Genomic DNA, 18734 nt, shown 5'->3' with positions numbered 1-18734 from the left:
TTCACCCGACCACAACCTGACATCACCAAGGTCCCCACCCACAACCACACCAACGACCAACCTGGCCAACAGTCACGGCAAACACCGTTGCAGTACTAGGGCGTGTCCGGCCAGCGGGCGCTGGTCGAGCGCACCGACACGGTGCTGGAGCGGGCCGACGCGCGCGGGGAGCCATCGGTCGACGCACTCGGCTGCTTCGACGCGGTCGTCGGACCGTTGTACGGTTACGCGCTGATGCTGCCCGGCCTCGTCCGCACCCGCGCACCGGTCCTGGTCGAGGAGTCCCTCGCCACCTCGGCCTGACGGACACGGCTCGCCATGAGCCACCGGACGGCACGGCCCAGACCGCCGCCGGACCCGTCACACCCGGCGACTACGGCAGGCCCCTGCTCCGGGCTTCCACGGTGGTACTGCTGGTCCTATCCGCACCTCTGGTGGCGGTGTGCTCCGGAAGAGGACGATCACTCCGGGGAGACGATCCCCCGAAGGCCACCTCCCGTGGCCACCCACCCGTCTCGCACCGGAGAGGCCATGGCCGACACCGCCGGTTTCAACGCCCGCGTCATCGAGGAGTTCCGCGCCAACTACGGTCAGTTGGGCGGAGGATTCGCCGGGGCCCCGGTGTTGCTGCTGCACACCGTCGGGGCACGCTCGGGTGCCGCCCGGGTGAATCCGATGATGTACCTGGCCGACCGCGGCCGTTATCTGGTCTTCGCCTCCAAGGCCGGCTCCGACCGCCACCCGGACTGGTACTACAACCTGCTCGCACATCCCGACGTGCGCATCGAGGTGGGCGACGTCGTCGTCGCCGTGCGGGCCGTGGAGTTGGGCGGTGCCGAACGCGACACCGCCTTTGCCGAACAGGCCGGCCGCCACCCCGGCTTCGCCGGATACCAGCGCAAGACGCGGCGAGTGATCCCCGTCATCGCGCTCACCCCCACCGATGAGGGCAGCGCGCCGGCCGACCGCACAGAACGGACAGTGTCGTGAGCATGGCCTATCTCGCACAACCCGAGCAGCAGCAGAAGCTCGAATGGCTCGACGGCGGCCAGTTCGCCGTACTCCTGGACAGCGCGGCCACCGAGGGGCAGTTGACCGTCGGACGGTTCAGCGTCAGCAAGGGGGAGGCACCGCCGTACCACATGCACACGCGTGAGGACGAGGTCTTCATGCTGATCCAGGGCACCGCCCTGGTGTGGTCGGACGACCAGGAGATGGAGCTGTCGGAGGGCGGCATCGTCTACCTCCCCAGGAACGTCCCGCACGGTTACCGGATCACCTCCGACACGGCGGACCTGCTGATGATCTGCACGCCCGCCGGCATCGAGGGCATGTTCCGGCACGCGGGGCGGGACATGTCGACCGCCCGGCCCGAGGGGTTCGAGATCTCCAAGGACCTGATGGCCGAGGCCGCCGACAGGTACGGCCAGATCGTCCTCGGCCCGCCGCGCTGAACCTCCGTCGTACGATCCGTAGGAAAGGCACCCCATGTCAGAGCAGCAACGCCGCGACCTCGACGAGATGCTGCGGCACGCTCCGCTCGACGTCGGAGGCGACGTGACCGAAGCGCGCGCCGTCTTCCACGAGATGATGACCTCGATACCGCTGCCCCCCGATGTGACGATTACCCCCGGGCAACTCGGTGGCGTCCCGGTCGTCACCGTCGAGACGCCCGGCGGCGACCCCTCCCGCGTGCTGCTGTACCTCCACGGCGGCGCGTACGCCATCGGCTCCGCGGCCGACGCGGCGAGCCTGGCCGCCGACGTGTCCCGGCGCTCCGGCGCCCGTGCCGTCTGCCTCGACTACCGCCTCGCTCCCGAGAACCCGTTCCCCGCGGCCGTCGACGACGCCGTGGCCGCGTACCGGGAACTGCTCGATCAGGGCGTCCCGGCCGCCCGGATCGCCCTGGTCGGCGAGTCCGCGGGCGGCGGACTGGCCGTCGCGACGCTGGTCGCCCTCAGGGACGCGGGCCTGCCCCAGCCCTCGTCCGCCGCGGTGTTCTCGCCCTGGGCCGACCTCACGGTGTCCGGCGCGAGTGCGACGAGCAAGGCCGCCCTCGACCCCGCGTTGACTCCGCAGGCCCTGCGCGCCCGGGCGGCCGACTACCTCGGGGCGACAGCCGCCGCCACCGACCCGTTGGCCAGCCCCCTCTTCGCCGACCTGACGGGCCTCCCACCGCTCCTCGTCCAGGTCGGCTCGCACGAGATTCTGCTGGACGACGCCGTACGACTGGCCGCACGCGCCGCCGTTGACGACGTCCGCGTCCAACTCCAGGTGTGGCCCCAAGTCCCGCACGTCTTCCAGTCGTTCGCCGTCATGCTCGACGAGGCCGACGAGGCACTGGACTCCGCCGCCGCCTTCACCCGCGCGCACTGGTCGGCCGCCGGGAAGGCCGCCGCCGGGACTGCGCCGAACGCCGCGCTCCCGTCGTGACCACGATCACCCCCCGTACTCCGTAAGCAGATTGGGGAGGAACAGCAGACACACCGTGTTTTCCACCGGCGCGCGAGGCAAGGCGACACCGCACCCGCGTGGCGCCTTCTACGGCGCTGCCCGGCCCCCGGGCAGATGGCCGGCGTGCCTCCCACCGCGCCGGGCGCCGAACGCCCGCTCTCCTCATGGGTTTTACCCAGATGTGGAAGGGGAGGTCTGCCGTGAGCAGGGCATCCGCATGATGATGACCGCATGGCACCGGCGAACACCTTCGGCACCACCCTGCGAGGCTGGCGGGAGCGCCTCTCTCCCGTGGCTGCCGGACTGGAGACCCCCACCGGCCGGCGCACCTCGGGCCTGCGCCGCGAGGAACTGGCCCGCCTGGCCGGTCTGTCGGTGGACTACGTGGTGCGGCTCGAACAGGGCCGGGCCCGCAACCCCTCCGCCCAGGTCATCTCCGCGCTGGCCAGGGCCCTGCGCCTGGACCCCGCCGAGCGCGACCACCTGTTCCGCTGCGCCGGCCTCGCACCACCCGCTACCGGCGAAGTACCGTTGCACGTACCGCCGAGGGTCCACCGGCTCGTCCAGCAGCTCGGTGACACGCCGGTCGCGGTGTACGCCGCCGACTGGACACTGGTCGGCTGGAACCGGATGTGGACCGCCGCCGTCGGCGACCCCCGTACCTACGGCTGGGACCAGGGCAACCTCGTCGCCGGGATGTTCCGCTCCAGCGGCGGCCACCGGTTCGACTCCATCGCTGCCTGGCCGGTGCGGTCCTGGGCGGGCGACGCGGCCGAGGAGGAGGCCCTCGTCGCCGACCTTCGGATCACCGCCGCCACCCACCCCGACGACACCCGCCTCGCTGCCCTCGTCGACCGGCTGCTTCACACCAGCCCTCGCTTCGCCCAGCTGTGGTCCAACGGCACCGCGGGCCTGCACGTCGGCGACCGCAAGACCATCGAGCACCCCCTCGTCGGACACATGGCCCTCGATCTCGACGTCCTCATGGTCCCCGGCCTGGATCTCCGTATCGTCGCCTACACGGCAGTCACCGGAACCGACGACGCCGAAAAACTGGACGCCCTGCGTGGCCTGTCACCGGCGGGTCGTCGAGCTCGCGCGGGAGGGAGGGGCTCAGAGGCCAGGAGTTGAGCAGTCCGTGTCCGGCCTCGTCCGCGGCCCGGGACGCCGGCAGGCGGAGGCCCTCATGGGCGGGCGCGCCGAGGAAGTCACTCCATATCTCTCGCAGACGGGCGAGCGTCATGTCCGACTCCGGCTCTTCGCGTGTGACCAGGGTTCTGTCGGACGCCGTCCACCAGGTGGTGAAGCCCGGGACGGCTGTCGTACGGCTGGATACCACGCACGACCGACGGGGCGTTCTCGACGGGGCGTGGTGGCCGCATTCCCGGGACATCGCAGCCGAGCTTCCCGCCCTGATCTCCGCGCTCACGGAGCACCTCGGGCCGATCACGCGCGTCGGCCTGGACACCGGAGCCTGGGACGCGCTGCCGACCCGGCTCATCGTCGACGGCCGCGCCGTATCCATCGACTCCTTCCCGGTCGGCGATGACACCGTCCTCGTCACCCGGGGCGAACAGGACCACTTCTCCCTCCTCGTGGTCCCGCCGCACGCAACGCCCGAGGCGGCACGCGCCGCAATGGCCAAGGCCGTCCGCGCCGACAACGTCACGCAGGCCGAACAGATCCTCATTGACACCGGCACCGGTCGGGCGGTGCCGGGGGTGTGACGACCGTCAGCCGCGGTGATCGCCGGGCCGGTCCGATGCCGGAGCCGGGATGGCCGTGGTGTCGAAGTCGCCCGAGATGATCCGTGTGGCCAGCTCCGACAGGCGCATACGGCGGGAGCGGGCGTACGACCGGAACACCTCGAAGGCGTCGTCCACGGAGGTGTTCCAGCGCTCCGCCAGCACACCCTTCGCCTGCTCGACCAGGATGCGGCTGGTCAGCGCGGTCTCCAGCTGGCTGTTCTCGACGTGCGACTGCTCCAGCGTGCGCTGCTGGAGGATCGCGATGGTGGCCACGTCGGCGAGGGCCTGGGCGAGCGCGATGTCGTCGTAGCCAAGGCGCTGGGGGGTGCTCTGGAAGAGGTTGAGGGCGCCGACGATCCGGTTGCGCAGGCGCAGGGGGACCGCATGTGTGGCCGCGTACCCCGTTTCGCGGGCCCGTGCGGCGAAGCGCGGCCAGCCGACGGTCGCCTCCGGCTGCGTCAGGTCGATGTTGGTGCGGGCGGTGCCGGTGCGGTAGCACTCGACGCACGGGCCCTGGTCGTGCTGGAGCGCGAAGAGTTCCAGCAGACGGGTGTGCTCGTCGGAGGCGGCGATGATCTGCAGTTCACCGTGTGCGTCGGCGAGCAGGATCCCGGCCGCCGACACGTCGAGCAGTTCGACGCAGCGCGCGGACAGCCGCTGCAGCAGGTCGATGACGTCGAAGTCCTCGACGAGGGAGTCCGCGACCTCCACGAAGATCTCGACCAGACGTTGTTCGCGGGCCATGCCGATCATCCCTTTCCACCGTCGGGCGTGTACGGCCCGCTTACATCGTCATCGAAGTCGTCGCTGAAGCGCAGCCTGCGGGCGACCACGTCCGCCGCAATCTCGCCGAGGGGGCGCTCACTGCCGTACGCGTGAGCGCGCAGACGCAGCAGTGCCTCCTCCATGGACACGTCCAGCTGGACGCTGATCATTCCCGTGGCCTGGTGCACGACCGCGCGGCGCAGCCCCGAGGGAGGTTCCAGGGCCATGCCGAGCCTGGGAACGCCCCCGTCCCCGTCGTGTCGGTCGCCGTTCAGGAGAGCGCTGGTCAGCACGGCTGTCAGTGCCGTGGCGTCCGCGTACTGCTGCTGGCTCAACCGCCGCTCGCCGTCACACAGCAGGGTCAGTACGCCGATCCGGATGGCCCCGATGCCCAGCGGGAAGCAGCACACACCGTGCACGCCCAGCTCGCGCGCGGCCGGCAGCAGCGCGGGCCAGCGCTCGGGGCGCACCTGTTCCAGGTCCGGCTCGACGACGGGTGAGCCGACGCGGACCGCGTCCGGCCCTGGGCCCTCGCCCAGCGTGAACTGGAGTTCCTCGAACCGCGCGCTCAGCTCGGGATGGCACCACAGCGGCTCGGCCGACCGCTTGTCACCGACCAACAGCGACAGCGCGACCCCCGCGGCGTCCAACGCCCGCGCACACGCCTGGGCCGGGTCGTCGACCCGGCCCAGGCGCAGCGACCGCAGGACCTCGGCCATGCCGTCGCTGATCACGGTTCTCCGCTCCCTGGCGGCCGGGGCACTTCGAGGTAAGACGCCGTCCGGCTTGCGCCGTACATTACGTGCCCCGGCCCGCCGCCGCACGGTCCGCGGGTACGTCCTGCCAGGCGTCCTGGGCACTGGCATACCGCGGGAAACGCTCCAGCAGCCCCGCGGCCCGGAACACCAGGTTCGATCCCCGCCGCGAGTGGACGACGCGCACCCATCCGCCCCGCCCGCGGCAATCGCGCCACGCCGCGCACAACGGGTCCAGGATGCTGCCGTCCATGAACGTCACGCTGCTCAGGTCGACGATCAGGAACAGCCGGCCGGTGCCATGGCGGGCGTCCTCCAGATCACGCGCAAAGGCCGGCACGGTCGTCACGTCCAACTCGCCGCCCGCCGTGACCACACGCAACTCATCGAACAGGTCGGGATGCGGGCCCATGCGCCCCATCTCCTCTGTCACTGGGTGGCTTTCGCCTTGCGCAGGGCCTCTGTTGCGCGGAAGGGACTTCACGGAGAGGGCCGGGGTCACGGGCGGCCGTATGACGAGAGTACTGCCACGGAGGGATCGACCGATCGCCTCTTCTCCAGGTATCCACGAGGGTGGTCCGAAAGTGTTGTCCCTGGTCGGTTCCTGACGGGACCGAGAGAGAAGGTGCAAGAGAGTGGTGCGGGCGGAGGCCGTTGCCCGGGAGCCGGATTCCGAACTCGGCTCCCAGATGGCTCCCAAGAAGGCCCCACAACCACTCAGGGGCCCGACCCGCACTGCGGATCAGGCCACCTCCCGTTCGATGGTGGCGAAGAACGACTCGGCGAGCGCGTTGGCATTCACCGTCGAATGCGCTCGTTCCCCTCGATGACGATGCATGTGTGCGGTTGATCCATCCGTTTCATCCCCGGTGTGGTGAGGCTTTCGAGTTCCTCGAGCGGCTCAACTCGTGGCGCGGGGACGTGGTGTTGGTCCTCGACGGGCAAGGTCGCAGGTGTTCGTTCCCGCTGGAGTGGACCGATATGGCACCGGTGGATGCGTTCGTCGCGGCGGCCGGCGAGGAGTGCCCGTATCGGACCGGGGATCTGGTCGAGCTGGCGGCTCTGGTGGCCGGGCTGCTGTCTGGCGGCCGCCGGAACGGTGTCGGGGAGATGACGCCGTGATCGTCGTGGGATTGAGGCCGCTGCCGGGGGCGCTCGCAGGTGCCGCTGGGGGCGTGTGGAGGCTCGGGACGGTCCGTGACCTGCTTCTTCCGCTTCTCTGCTCGGCCTTCGCGCTCTTGGCCCCGGTGGTGGGCGGTCTGATTCTGGGGACATCGGGATCGACGGGGAGGCGCGATGATCCAGCCGGCAGGCAAGAAGGCGGCGCTGAAGGAGTTCCGGGCGCTCAATCCGCGGCCCGAGGCCGTGACCGACGAGGACTTCGCCGCTTGTCCGTTCCTGGACCCGGACGATGTGGTGCAGGTCAAGTACGAGATGGTGCGACGGGTGAGGGTGGACAAGGTGCCCGTGGCGCAAGCCGCTGCGGCCTTCGGGTTCTGCCGGCAGACCTTCTATGTGATCGCGGCCGCGCTGGACGCGGGCGGGCCGGCCGCGCTGGTGCCGGGCAAGCCCGGCCCGAAGGGACCGCGCAAGCTCACCGAGGAGGTCATGGCCTTCGTCGAACAACTCCGGGCCGGCGATGCCTCGTTGCGGCCGGCTCAGCTGGCGGAAGCGGTCTTGGAACGGTTCGGGATCACAGTTCATCCGCGGTCGGTGGAGAAAGCCCTGGCCAGGCGGCGCGAGCCACGCTCTGCGGAGGAAGCCCATCACCGCTGGTGAGGCGGTGTCCCGGGCAGGCGGGACCGAAATGGCCCGGCGGTATGAGGACCTGCGGGCTGCGGTCCTCGGCGGTGTCGATGGGGGATCCCGGCACGGCTGGGCGGTGCTGGCCCGTTCCGGCATGGCCGCCTGGATCAAGGCAGTTGCCCCCATCCCCGTGTCATCGCAGGCCGTTCGGCATCGGCCGTCGGCGCCGGTCGTGGTGGCGGGCGAGTTGGTGGAGGTGCTGGCGCGCATGGCGTGGACGGCGGCCGGGGGCTGTCGCAGCGGATGACCACAGCAACGCGGCGAGGAGGGTGCGGTGAGTTTCGAACAGACCGGGAAGGTCACGGCGGAGCATCTGCGGCGGGACGCGTATCTGTATGTGCGCCAGTCCTCGCTCAAGCAGGTCGTCAACAACAGCGAGTCCACCCAGCGGCAGTACGCTCTTCGCGGCCGGGCCGTCGCGCTGGGCTGGGAGGACTCCCAGATCATCGTGATCGACTCCGATCAGGGCCGCTCAGGGTCCTCGACGGCGGGCCGGGACGGCTTCCAGCACCTGGTCGCCGAGGTCTCCATGGGACACGCCGGGATCGTCCTGGGACTCGAGGTGTCCCGCCTGGCCAGGAACAACACCGACTGGCACCGGCTGCTGGAGATCTGTGCGCTGTCCGGGACACTGATCCTGGACGAGGACGGACTATACGATCCGCGGACCTTCAACGACCGGCTCGTGCTGGGCATGAAAGGCACCATGTCGGAGGCCGAACTCCACCTGCTGGCGGCCCGGTTGCGGGGCGGGCAGCTGGCCAAGGCCCGCCGCGGCGAGCTGAAGCAGGGCCTGCCGGTCGGCTATGTCCACGACTATGCCGACCGGATCGTCAAGGACCCCGACGCCTCGGTGCGGTCCGTCGTCGAGCACATGCTGGACCTCTTCGCGGCCACCGGCTCGGCCCGCCAGGTCGTCAAGGCCTTCGCCGCCAACCGTCTCACTTTCCCCTCCCGTATCCGCACCGGTCCCCGCAAGGGCGAGCTGGTCTGGGGCCCGCTCAAGCACTGGCAGGTCCTCAACGTCCTCCACAACCCGCTCTATGCAGGGGCGTTCTGTTACGGACGGCGCAAAGTCGAGCGCAGTGCGGACGGCAGGACCCATATCCGGCTGCTGACCCGCGAGGAGTGGGACACTCTCATCCACGATCACCACGAAGGCTATGTGACCTTCGCCCGGTGGGAGTCGAACCAGACCGCACTCGCCGCGCAAGCCGCCTCCCGCGGCCTGGAGCGGACCGCGACCGCACCGCGCGAGGGGCCCGCGCTGCTGCAGGGCCTGGTGATCTGCGGCCGCTGCGGCCGACGCATGACCATCGCCTATCACCTGCGGCAAGGCCGCGAGGTCTCCGACTACCGGTGCATGACCCACGCCATCCAAAACGGCGGCAAGGTCTGCCAGCGCATCCCCGGACCCGGCATCGAACAGGCCATCGCCACCCTGCTCCTGAAAGAACTGACCCCGCTCGCCGTCGAAGCCGCCCTGAAAGTCACCGACCGCCTCGCCGCCCAGGCCGCCGACGCCGACCGGCTCCGCTCCACCCACCTCCAACGCGCCCAGCACCGCGCCGACTTGGCCAAACGCCGCTATCTCGCGGTCGATCCGGACAACCGTCTGGTCGCCGACAGCCTGGAAGCGGACTGGAACACGGCCCTGCGCGAGGTCGCCGCAGCCCGCAAGGACATCGAACGCGCCCGCACTGAAGCCGAACCCGTCAACGAGGCCCTGCGGGAGAAACTGGCCCACCTCGCCGGCGACGTGCACCGCCTCTGGCACGATCCGGGCACCCCGATGCGAGAACGCAAACGCATCGCCCGCCTGCTGATCACGGACGTCACCCTCACCAAAGCCGAACGGATCACCGCCCAGGTCCGGTTGTCCGGCGGCCAGCACCACACCCTCGACCTGCCTCTCCCGCTGGGCGGCGGGAAACTGTGGCAGACCCCGAAGCCCATCGTCGCCGCCATCGACACCCTCCTCGAGGACCACACCGACGCGGAGATCGCCGACATCCTCAACCAGCGCGGCCTGACCAGCGGCAAGGGGTTGCCCTTCCACCGCCTCCTGGTCCGCGACATCCGCCAGGACTACCAGCTCACCAGCCGTTTCGACCGGCTGCGGGACCGTGGCCTGCTGACCGCCCACGAACTGGCCGAACTCCTCGGCGTCAGCGTCCCCACCGTCTGGAAATGGCACCGCGCCGGACTGCTCGAGGGCGAGAAGTACAACGACAAGAACGCCTGTCTCTACCCCCACCCGGGACCCAACCCGCCCCGCGTCCAGCAAGGCGTACGCCTCAACCACCGCCGACCAGCAACAACGACCTCAAAGTGAACCCGATAGGAGAAGAGGAGCAGTGTGATGACAAGTGCTTGTCCCAGCACTGCCCGGTCCGGCCGACCGACAGGCTGACGCCGAACTCCGTTGCCAGAGTGGCGAATTGCTGACTGGTGGACTGGCAGCCACGATCGGAGTGATAGATCACCGGCCGGGTGGGACGACGCTGTCGGCAGGCCGCCATGAGGGGTTCGGCGACCAGATCGGTTCGCAGGTGTTCGGCCGTTGCCCAGCCGATTACCCGGCGGGAGGCGATGTCGATGACGGTGGCCAGATAGAGCCAGCCCTCCTCGGTGGGGACGTAGGTGATGTCGCCGCACCAGCGGGTGTCGACGCCGGCTGGGTCGGGATCGAACTGCCGCGAGATGAGATCGGGCCGGGTGGCGGCGCGGGGGTCGGGGGTGGTGGTCAGGTGCCGTCGTCTGCGGTGGGAGCCCTCCAGGCCCGCCGCTCGCATCAGCCGGGCGATGTGGCGGCGTCCGCAGAGGGCACCCTCGCGTTTCAGGACGGCGTGGATGTGTGGAACGCCGTATGTGCCGCGGGACTTGGCGTGGGCCTCGGTGATCTGCCCGGTCAGCTCGGCGTCACGGACCGCCCGCGGACCGGGCTTGGCGGTGTGGCGGGCTTAGAAGGCGGTTCGGGAGACCTGCAGTAGTACACACGCGCGCTTGACGTTGTGACCGTCTCGCTTCTCCGCCTCGATGAACGGGTGCACCGTCACCGGGTCTCCTTCGCGAAAAAAGCCGTCTTAGATTCAACCGGTCGAAAGCGACAGTGCTGGTTGAGGACGGTTTACGTGGCCCGCTTGAGGATGTCGACGTCCTCGCGCAGTCGGCGGTTCTCCCGCCGCAACGCAGCCAGTTCCTCGCGTTCACTGCTGGTCAGGCCATCGCGTTCGCCCGCGTCGACCTCGGCCTGGCTGACCCACAGCCGCACCGCGGTCTCCGTCAGGTCGAAGTCCTTGGCGATCTGGCCGACCGAGCGGTCACTTCGTCGGCACAGCTCGACGATCTCGGCCTTGAAGTCCGGCGTGAACGAACGGCGAGGCCGAGGCTTCTTCTTCCCCATGCTCTCCACGATGGACATCCTCCCGGGGCGGAACCCCTGATCTCGGACGTCCGTCAAAGCGGATCAAGCCCAGTGAGCACCACCTCCTTGCGTGACGTATCCCTGCCAATACTGGTCAGGAGCGGACGAGAGCCAACGCCTTGTCAGCCGGTCCAGGCCAGGTTGAGCGCCGGTTCGTTCGAAGCCATCCGGCAGTCTCGAGTCACGCCGTTGTGCCGGGATCGATGGGACGGTTGCGCAGTGCCGTCCCAGACGGGGGTCTGACTCATGAGATCTATGACCGGAGTGTCCAGTCACTGGCTTGTCGACTGTCGTTGCGGGATGGCGCCTGCAGGTACCGAGCCACAGGGCGTGTCCCAATAGGGGCCTTGCCGATCCTCAGGCGCCATCACGGTTCAGACCGCCCGAGCAGGCCGGTGCCATCCACCCCAGCCAGCACGTCACCCACGTCGGAGGCGAACCATCATGACGACCCGACAGCGCAGCACCTCCTCGAGCACGGATCCGCCCGTTCGGCGCGAGGTCGTCCTGGGCGTGGACACGCACGGCGAGGTGCATGTTGTCGCCGTGATCTCCCCGCTCGGGAAGATCCTGGGAACGGAGTCCTTTCCCGCGACGGCGGCCGGCTACCGACAGTTGCTCGTGTGGGCCCGCAAGCGGGGTACGGTGCGCCGGGCCGGTGTGGAGGGCACCGGCACCTTCGGCGCGGGCCTGGCCCGCTACCTGCTGGCCCAGCAGATTCAGGTCTTCGAAGTGAACCGGCCCGACCGCTCGGCCCGCCGACTGCTCGGGAAGTCGGACCCGCTCGACGCTCAGGCCGCCGCGCGAGCCGTGCTCAGCGGTCGCGCCCGGGCCCGGGCCAAGTCCGGCGACGGACCAGCGCACAGCGCCCGGATCTTCAAGCTCGCCAAGGACTCCGCTGTCAAGGCCCGTACCCAGGCGATCAACCAGCTCAAAGCCGTCCTGGTCATCGCCGACCCCGCACTGCGGGAACGGCTGGCCAGCCTCGGCAACGCCGAGCTGTTCCGCACCTGTGCGCGCCTCGACCCACCCGACGGTGAGGGAGACGAGGACGCGGTGGCTCAGGCCACCCACATGGCGCTGCGCATGCTCGCCGAGCGCATCGAACAGCTCACCGGGCAGATCAATGAGCTGAACCAACGCCTGACCCGGCTCGTCGAACACCACGCCCCACAGCTACTCGTACCGGTGGGCATCGGCCCGGACAGCGCCGTCACTCTCCTGATCACCATGGGAGACAACCCCGAGCGGCTGAGTACCGAGGCATCCTTTGCTGCCCTTTGCGGAGTCAGCCCCGTCGAGTTTTCGTCGGGCCGTCGGAGCACGCGCCGGCTCAACTACGGCGGCGACCGGCAGGCCAACGCCGCCCGGCATCGCATCGTGTTCACCCGCCTGCGCCACGACCCACGCACCCAGGCGTACTACGAACGCCGAACGCAGGAGGGCAAGACCCGACGCGAGATCATCCGATGCCTCAAGCGATATGCCGCCCGCGAGGTCTTCAACCTGGTCAGACCGGTTTCCCGCACCCCCACGCTATAGGGGCGTCGGTGATACGGCGAAGCCCCACCGAGGTCCGTCTCTGGCGGGAGTTCTGCGCGGATGCGTGAGACGGCGAAGCCGCACCGGAGCACTCCGATGCGGCTTTTCCGTGGGATCGAGCGCGATGGCTCGCACGCCGCGGTCGGTGCCTCGTGCGGTCCGTGTGCCTGTGGCTCTCCCGGGTGCTTGATTTGCAGACGCACCCACTCACTCGTCCGTGCGAGGGGTGCATCCTCTCCCAGCAGCAACGGAGATCGTCGACTTCCGCCTGCCCGCGGGAGGCCGACCCGGTTCTCCGGGACAGCGGGGAGGCAGTGCCGCAGCGTGTGGGCGGCCCGGGGATCGTGCTGCGGTTGCCCGCTGCCCCGGCCGACAGCCCCGTCACGGTGCTCCGGCTGTCGGGCGTGCGGGCATCGTGGCGTTCTTCGAGCTGTCCAGGGGGCGTCTGTGACCGGCGTGTCTTGGGCACGCTGCGTCGACCGCCGGTCGGGATGGTGCGTTGCTGGTACCGGGCCGGCCGGGTGTGTCTCGAACGGGGGCTACGCGACCAGGCGTCGTCACCGCTGTGACCGTCCGCGCGGTCCGGGCCTGGCCGGTGGCGAGGGTGCCACAGGCGCTCGCGACGACCTGATGAACGGACTCGTGGCAGGGGCCCACGACGACATCGCCCTGCTCGCCCTGCGACTGCCACAGTCGGACGAGGGCGTCTCGCCCTGAGGCCGAATGCTCGCCGTACGCGATGTAAGTCTGGGGTGGGACGTTTTGGTCAGGTGGGTTCGGGGACGCGTTGGGCGGAGGTCGTGTCGCGTGCGGGTTCGGAAGTGAGCTGGCATTCCATTCGTCCGCCCGCCCTGCCGTCCGGCTCAGATCGCGGGCGGCAGAGCTGTGCTGCGTACAGATGACCGTGCTCTGGCCAGTGCCTTGTTGAGAGCGGTGCGGATCTCGTCCGGCAGCTGTTCGCCGTGTACCCAGTCCACGATCAGTTCGGATACCTGCCGCAGTTTCGTATTGGTGTGCTGTGAGATCTCTCGCAGCACTTGGAATCCTTGCTCGGGATGCAGGCCACCAACGGTGATGACCACGCCGATCGCTTGGTCGACCACGGTGTGGGAGACGACGGCCTCCTGCAGCTGACTGATTTCCGTCTGCAACTCGCTGATCTTGTTCAGGGGCGGTGTCCGTCCCGGAACCAAGTGCTCCTCGAGCCGCGTGAGGGTGCCGTTTCGAGAGTTCTCCATCATGATCACATCCCAGACCGCGGGTCTCCCGCCCGGGTCGCCGATGCCGTACGGATTGCGAGTACGACAATTCGACTATTACCCCGGGTTGCTGTCTTCGTGCGGATCGCGGGATGTTCCGTTCGTGGTCGCGGGTGCCCGCGGGCGTGCATGATCCAGGCGAAGGGCTGCTCGACCAGCAGACGCCGGGGCAGACGACCGTGCTTTCGGAGCGCATGAACCGCAGCCGGAAGAAGACGTCTTGACCGCGTCGTCTCAGAGCGTCCCGCCTCCCGGGGGCCTGCGCACGACCGGTCGCGGCTTTGTCCACGAAGGGGAGTGCCTGACGGACTGCAAGGATCCTGCGGGAGCGGATCACGGCTCACATGACCATACGATCGAGCGCCTGCCGTACATCGCGGCAGGGCATTCGGGTGTGGGGGACTCGGGAGGGGGGACCCAGGAGATGGGCCGCGTTCAGCAGCGTATCCATGGGGCTGGCTCGACTCAGGCTCCTCCGGTTCAGCCAACGAGCCGGGGGAGCCGCTGACAGGATCGCAGTGGTGACGACCGACGACGATGCCCATGGCGTCGCCGATGGTGTGGCGGGTGGCGAGGGCCAGTTCCCTCTGGATGTGGGTGGGCGTTCGAGACGGCGACCCCGCATGGGAGGCCGGCCGCAGACTTCTCGTCTCGGCGGGCACCCGTGCACGGTTGCGGTCGAACGCTTCGCGTTCCACGGGCTGACGAAGCCGGTCGGGCGAGGGCGGCGACCCACTCGCGGGTGCGGGGTACTCGAAGAGGAACCCATCGGGGTGCCGACGTCTCTGTGACCCGCCGGCCCGGGGGCCGCGCACCGCGGTGGGTCCGTGCGGAAAGGACGGCGGCGACGTGGCGGAGGGCCTGAAGTCCGGCGCAGAGCACGAGCGGCGGCTGTCCGCGGGGGAGCCGGCTCTGTGGCAGCAGGTGGTCGAGCAGCTGGGCACGGCCCTTGCCGTGATCGATCCGGCCGGGCGGATCGTCGCTGTCAACCAGGCCGCCGAGCGGCTTCTGCAGCGCGCAGCAGGGTCGGTGTACGGGCGGGATCTGCACGACCTGTGCCATCGCGACCCAGGAGGTGCCCTCATCCCGCGGGAGCGCTGCCCGCTGCTGCGGGCACTGGCGGAGAGGCGTGCGGCACGCGGGGACGACGACAGGTGCCTGCGTGGTGACGGACGGCTGGTCCCGATCTCCTGGTCGGCCACCCCCCTGGCGGACGACGTCTCCGGCGTCTGCCAGGGCATGGTCGTGTTGATCGTCGAGACCGCGGCGGACCGCCGTGCCGGTAGGGAACGAGCGGAACGCGCCGAGCGGTCGGAACGGGTGGAACAGGCGGAACGAGCGGCTCATACGAGCGCTCTGGAGAGCCTCGCCGAGCGGCTGACACTCGTCGCGGAGATCACCGACGTGCTCGGTCAGACCCTGGAGGTGGACGAGGCCCTCGCCCGGTTGAGCCGCGTCCTTGTCCCCCGCCTCGCCGACTGGGCCGCGGTGGACCTGCGGGTCGGCTCCCGTCAGGTGCACCGAGTGGCCGTGACCGGTCCGGAGGGCCGTGCAGCCGGGCAGGAGGACTGGCGCGGCCATCTGCCCCCGGTCGGGGAGGCGACCTACTCGCCCCTGGTCCAGGTACTGAACGAAGGCGCGCCCGTCCTGCAGGAGCGGGTGGACCTGTACGCACCGCCCGACTCACCGCTGGCCGCTGTCCACGACGCGTTCCTCGGAGCAACCGGCGCGGCATCCGCCATCACGGTGCCGCTCGGCAGTAGACGGCAGGTCACTGGTGCCCTGACGCTGGTGCGCACCGACCCGGCCCGGCCCTTCGACACCGGCGATCTCGACGTGGCCGGCGACATCGGCCGCCGGGTCGGTCTGGTCATCGACAACGCGCTCCGGTTCGGCCGGCAGCGCGCGGTCGCCGAAGCCATGCAGCGTAACCTCCTTCCCCCGCTGCCCGCGCACGGCCGGTTCCAGCTGGCCGCCCGGTACCAGCCCGCTCCGCCCGGCTCCCAGGTCGGTGGTGACTGGTACGACGCCTTCGCGCTGAGGGACGGCACGCTCGCCCTCGTCATCGGCGACGTCGTCGGGCACGATCTGACCGCCGCGGCCGGCATGGCGCAGCTGCACGGCATCCTGCGCTCCCTCGCCTGGGACCATGCCGAGCCGACCGGTGCCGTCGTGGACCGCCTCGACGACGCCATGCACGCCATCACCATCGTGCGGATGGCCACCCTCGTCCTCGCCCGGGTGGAAGGTCCGGACACCGGCCCCTGGACGCTGCACTGGACCAGTGCGGGGCACCCGCCGCCCCTGCTGCTGACCCCCGACGGGAGCGCGCAGTACCTCGAAGCCGGGCAGGGACTCATCCTCGGAACCGACCCGTGTGCCGGCGATCCGCGCCCGAGTGCCGCCCACGCGCTGCCGCCGCGGTCCACGCTCCTGCTCTACACCGACGGCCTGATCGAAGTCCCCGGCAGCGATCTGACCAGAGGGCTCAGCCGACTGCGTCGCCACGCTCTCGCCCTCGCCCACGAACCTCTGGACATTTTGTGCGACCAGCTGGCGGCCCGGATGCCCCTGGGCAGCACGGACGACGTCGCCCTTCTCGCCCTGCGCCTGCCCGTGCCCTGACCGGGCCGAGGCGTGATCCATGACGGGGCGCGGCTGTTCACGTCCCCGGAGCAAGCGCCAGAATGCGGAACGGACTGGGCGACACGGCCTGAAGGCCGTCGTCTCCGGCGTACCGCCAGCCCCAGGACCGCATTGTCTCGACGGTCCTGCCGTCCCGGACGTCCACCAGTGCGACGCCGAGCGCGGCGCCGTGGTCGGCGAGCAGTCGCCGCTGCAGGCGCCTGGCGAGGTTCCAGACGTGGTCCCGGTACTCCCGGCGCACGCGAGGCGGGACGACGATCCCGGAGACGACGAAGAGCCGCCCGGAGGCGGCGCGGCGGAGCAGACCTCCACGGACGTGCCCGTCGAAGCCCGCCCACCATGGACCCGAGCCGCCTGTGGGGAAGCCACAGGCGTAACCGGTCAGGGCGGTGGTCTCCGCGATCAGCAGCGAGAACCCCGGCCGTCGTGCGTCGGCCGTGAGATGGCCCAGGAAGGGGCCACGTGCCTGGTTCCACGCCCACGGGTCACCACCGGAGGTTTCCGCGTACAGGTCGCCCAGCTCCTGCAGACGGTCCGCGACCTGACCACGCGTCAGCCGATGGATCCGATCTGCAATCTGGGGCGAGGACGTGCGCTCCCTCTGCGGCGGGCCCAGTGCGCGGGTACGCGGCCTGCCCCGTGCCGGCCGGAGAGCGGGGATGGCCAGGGTCGTCGGGGGGGAGCACCTGCGCGGTCATTGCCAACCCTGCCCCCGGGCGCGGACGAAAGCCGCCCCGGCGTCGTCGATCCCCGAGAACGGCACCGGTGCCTGAGGCGGTGCGCGGCGTGCCCTCGGTGTGTCCACCGTACTCCCGGCCGGTCCCGCCCCGGCGACCCGGCGGTCGCCGGCACCGGGAACGGCGCCGACCGTCCGCGTGCGGTCGCTGTCCTGCGGCCCAGGCCGGCTCGCGTGGTCACCGGGCTCGGCCGGGCGAATGGCAGGCGGCCGGCCGCCCGGCCGGTCATGGGACGCACGGCCACCCGTACCCGGCATACCCTGCAGAGGGGGCTGCCGTGGAAACGCGACGCAGGCCCCCCACACCGTCGCCCGCCTGCGTCGGGCAGCGACCCGAATCGTGGTCCGTACGTTTCGTACTCGTCTCGCGTCCGGGGCTCCGTGTGGAGCAGCTGCCCCGCCGGTCGCGAAGGAGGGACCCGGCTTCATGTCACCCTCGACACCGCGCACGCCGTGGAACCCGCATGCTCCGGCTCGCGACCAGCAAATCGACAGAGTCCGCGCACGCTCACGCCGACGAGGTCTGACCCGGATCCGCGAGGCCACGAGGATCCGCCGGCGTGTCCGTCGCCCGCGGCCGTGACCCCGGAGAACGACAGCCATGACAAGACTCCGCGAACGCAAGAACAACCGGGAGGCGGTCCTGCGATCCCTCTACGGGGCCGTCGAACGCAATCGCCCCGAGGTCAGCGGATCGGTACTCCGCGCCGAGCTGGGCCTGCCCGACGAGGACCTCTCCGCCGCCTGCGCCTATCTGGCAGACGAGGGACTGATCAGCGTGGACTGGACGTCGCACCGGACCCCCGCGGCCGTCTCGCTGACACATGAGGGCATCTGCCTGATGGAGGAGCTGGAGGAAGAACAAGGGGAACAGGGGAGGCCAGAGAAGACGGGGCCGGACGGCTGACCCGCCCGCTTCTCCTGGGCTCAGGTGTAGCCTGACCGTACCGAGAGCTTTTCGTGTAGCGCTTCCGGCGGTGCCGTTCCCGGCGAGGGACGAAACGGGCAGTCGTCCTACGGCTCCCGGGACGGGACCGGACCATGGAACCCAGCAGTACGCCGGCCGATGACGCGCCCGGTGCAGACGCGCACACGTACCGCATGCCCCTGCCCCGCCTGACCCTGACCCCGGACGTCAGCCACGGCCCGCTGGACGGTGCCTGGTGGCCGCGCTGCGACGCGCTGGAACTCGAACTTCCCTCGCTCGTCGACTTGTTGGAGCCGGAGCCGGAGGCCGTTATACGGGTCACCGTGGACCCCGCCGGGTGGCCCGACACCCCGCACACAGTCAGGGCCCCAGGCCGGGTGATCGCCGTGGAACCGACCGGCCCCGGAAGCGACGCGCACATCATCACCCTGGACTGCGGCACCGTGGGACGCTGGGTGCTCCTGGTCGTCCCGCCCGAGGAGCCCCCCGGAACAGCCGTCCGGCTGCTGGCCGCCGCTGCAGACCCGGAGAACCCACTGACCGCCGCGAGCATGCTGGCGCTCGCCGATGCGAGTCGCCCGGTGGGCGCGGCCGGGGAGGCGGAATGAAGCGCGGGGCCCCTTGGGAGCCCGCGGCAGGGACGACCGGCCGGCCTCGACCACCATCCT

20 protein-coding genes and 1 pseudogene are annotated in these 18734 nt (G+C 70.2%); 14 read left to right on the top strand and 7 right to left on the bottom strand.

What is annotated here, in order from left to right:
* Positions 1-102 precede the first annotated feature (102 nt).
* The 6 genes from ACFY0P_RS49895 to ACFY0P_RS49870 all read left to right on the top strand — a co-directional run bounded on the left by ACFY0P_RS49895 (position 103) and on the right by ACFY0P_RS49870 (position 4181).
* On the top strand, positions 103-303 hold the full coding sequence (locus tag ACFY0P_RS49895; RefSeq protein ID WP_388716953.1) for a hypothetical protein: 201 nt from the start codon (positions 103-105) through the stop codon (positions 301-303).
* 228 nt (positions 304-531) lie between these two features.
* Positions 532-990: a nitroreductase family deazaflavin-dependent oxidoreductase gene (locus ACFY0P_RS49890; protein ID WP_388929141.1), complete on the top strand. Its 459-nt coding sequence runs from the start codon at positions 532-534 to the stop codon at positions 988-990.
* Positions 991-992: 2 nt separating this feature from the next.
* Complete coding sequence (locus tag ACFY0P_RS49885; RefSeq protein ID WP_388717382.1) at positions 993-1454, top strand: cupin domain-containing protein; 462 nt, start codon at positions 993-995, stop codon at positions 1452-1454.
* 34 nt (positions 1455-1488) lie between these two features.
* Entirely contained in the window at positions 1489-2433 is a 945-nt protein-coding gene (locus ACFY0P_RS49880; protein WP_388929140.1) for an alpha/beta hydrolase, read from the top strand.
* A gap of 252 nt (positions 2434-2685) precedes the next feature.
* Positions 2686-3585: a helix-turn-helix transcriptional regulator gene (locus ACFY0P_RS49875; RefSeq protein ID WP_388929139.1), complete on the top strand. Its 900-nt coding sequence runs from the start codon at positions 2686-2688 to the stop codon at positions 3583-3585.
* A gap of 110 nt (positions 3586-3695) precedes the next feature.
* On the top strand, positions 3696-4181 hold the full coding sequence (locus ACFY0P_RS49870; RefSeq protein WP_388929138.1) for a DUF5994 family protein: 486 nt from the start codon (positions 3696-3698) through the stop codon (positions 4179-4181).
* Between the two features lie 6 nt (positions 4182-4187).
* Here the strand turns inward: ACFY0P_RS49870 and ACFY0P_RS49865 are convergent, their stop codons facing one another.
* From ACFY0P_RS49865 to ACFY0P_RS49855, 3 genes are all read right to left on the bottom strand, one after another.
* The gene (locus ACFY0P_RS49865; RefSeq protein WP_388929137.1) at positions 4188-4955 is read right to left on the bottom strand and encodes an ANTAR domain-containing protein; all 768 of its coding nucleotides are present in this window, start codon (positions 4953-4955) and stop codon (positions 4188-4190) included.
* Positions 4952-5701, bottom strand: a complete 750-nt coding sequence (locus ACFY0P_RS49860) for an ANTAR domain-containing protein (RefSeq protein WP_388716934.1) — start codon at positions 5699-5701, stop codon at positions 4952-4954. Before ACFY0P_RS49860 ends, ACFY0P_RS49865 begins: the two co-directional genes overlap by 4 nt.
* A gap of 64 nt (positions 5702-5765) precedes the next feature.
* The gene (locus tag ACFY0P_RS49855; protein ID WP_388716931.1) at positions 5766-6134 is read right to left on the bottom strand and encodes an STAS domain-containing protein; all 369 of its coding nucleotides are present in this window, start codon (positions 6132-6134) and stop codon (positions 5766-5768) included.
* A gap of 428 nt (positions 6135-6562) precedes the next feature.
* On the opposite strand from ACFY0P_RS49855, the gene ACFY0P_RS49850 reads away from it, so the two are divergent.
* The 4 genes from ACFY0P_RS49850 (at position 6563) to ACFY0P_RS49835 (ending at position 9863) form a co-directional block, all read left to right on the top strand.
* On the top strand, positions 6563-6844 hold the full coding sequence (locus ACFY0P_RS49850) for a DUF5372 family protein (RefSeq protein ID WP_388929136.1): 282 nt from the start codon (positions 6563-6565) through the stop codon (positions 6842-6844).
* A gap of 174 nt (positions 6845-7018) precedes the next feature.
* Positions 7019-7501 (top strand): transposase, encoded by a 483-nt coding sequence (locus tag ACFY0P_RS49845; RefSeq protein ID WP_388929135.1) that lies wholly within the window; start codon positions 7019-7021, stop codon positions 7499-7501.
* A gap of 28 nt (positions 7502-7529) precedes the next feature.
* Positions 7530-7775, top strand: a complete 246-nt coding sequence (locus ACFY0P_RS49840) for a hypothetical protein (RefSeq protein WP_388929134.1) — start codon at positions 7530-7532, stop codon at positions 7773-7775.
* A 27-nt stretch (positions 7776-7802) separates the two neighbouring features.
* Positions 7803-9863 carry a recombinase family protein gene (locus ACFY0P_RS49835; RefSeq protein ID WP_388929133.1) on the top strand — a complete coding sequence of 687 codons (2061 nt, stop codon included), beginning with the start codon at positions 7803-7805 and terminating at the stop codon, positions 9861-9863.
* Here the strand turns inward: ACFY0P_RS49835 and ACFY0P_RS49830 are convergent.
* Together ACFY0P_RS49830 and ACFY0P_RS49825 are read right to left on the bottom strand one after the other, a co-directional pair.
* A pseudogene (locus ACFY0P_RS49830) lies at positions 9826-10467 on the bottom strand (IS3 family transposase); the annotation flags it as partial. The gene ACFY0P_RS49835 and the pseudogene ACFY0P_RS49830 overlap by 38 nt on opposite strands.
* A gap of 191 nt (positions 10468-10658) precedes the next feature.
* Complete coding sequence (locus ACFY0P_RS49825; protein WP_388716925.1) at positions 10659-10934, bottom strand: transposase; 276 nt, start codon at positions 10932-10934, stop codon at positions 10659-10661.
* A gap of 465 nt (positions 10935-11399) precedes the next feature.
* On the opposite strand from ACFY0P_RS49825, the gene ACFY0P_RS49820 reads away from it, so the two are divergent.
* Entirely contained in the window at positions 11400-12497 is a 1098-nt protein-coding gene (locus ACFY0P_RS49820) for an IS110 family transposase (RefSeq protein ID WP_388929132.1), read from the top strand.
* 863 nt (positions 12498-13360) lie between these two features.
* Here the strand turns inward: ACFY0P_RS49820 and ACFY0P_RS49815 are convergent.
* Positions 13361-13738, bottom strand: coding sequence for an ANTAR domain-containing protein (locus ACFY0P_RS49815; protein WP_256215714.1), 378 nt, complete (start codon positions 13736-13738; stop codon positions 13361-13363).
* Between the two features lie 867 nt (positions 13739-14605).
* Here ACFY0P_RS49815 and ACFY0P_RS49810 point away from each other — a divergent pair.
* Entirely contained in the window at positions 14606-16381 is a 1776-nt protein-coding gene (locus ACFY0P_RS49810; protein ID WP_388929131.1) for a SpoIIE family protein phosphatase, read from the top strand.
* Positions 16382-16418: 37 nt separating this feature from the next.
* Here ACFY0P_RS49810 and ACFY0P_RS49805 read toward each other — a convergent pair whose 3' ends face one another.
* Positions 16419-16643 carry a hypothetical protein gene (locus ACFY0P_RS49805; RefSeq protein WP_388929130.1) on the bottom strand — a complete coding sequence of 75 codons (225 nt, stop codon included), beginning with the start codon at positions 16641-16643 and terminating at the stop codon, positions 16419-16421.
* A gap of 1096 nt (positions 16644-17739) precedes the next feature.
* Here ACFY0P_RS49805 and ACFY0P_RS49800 point away from each other — a divergent pair.
* Together ACFY0P_RS49800 and ACFY0P_RS49795 are read left to right on the top strand one after the other, a co-directional pair.
* Positions 17740-18045, top strand: a complete 306-nt coding sequence (locus ACFY0P_RS49800) for a hypothetical protein (protein ID WP_388716916.1) — start codon at positions 17740-17742, stop codon at positions 18043-18045.
* Between the two features lie 134 nt (positions 18046-18179).
* On the top strand, positions 18180-18674 hold the full coding sequence (locus ACFY0P_RS49795; RefSeq protein WP_388929129.1) for a DUF5994 family protein: 495 nt from the start codon (positions 18180-18182) through the stop codon (positions 18672-18674).
* Positions 18675-18734 lie beyond the last annotated feature (60 nt).

The sequence above is a fragment of the Streptomyces sp. NPDC001714 genome (assembly GCF_042892755.1).
Lineage (GTDB): Bacteria > Actinomycetota > Actinomycetes > Streptomycetales > Streptomycetaceae > Streptomyces.
The sequence above is the reverse complement of the archived record's forward strand: the minus strand, read 5'-3'. Positions and strand labels throughout refer to the sequence as shown.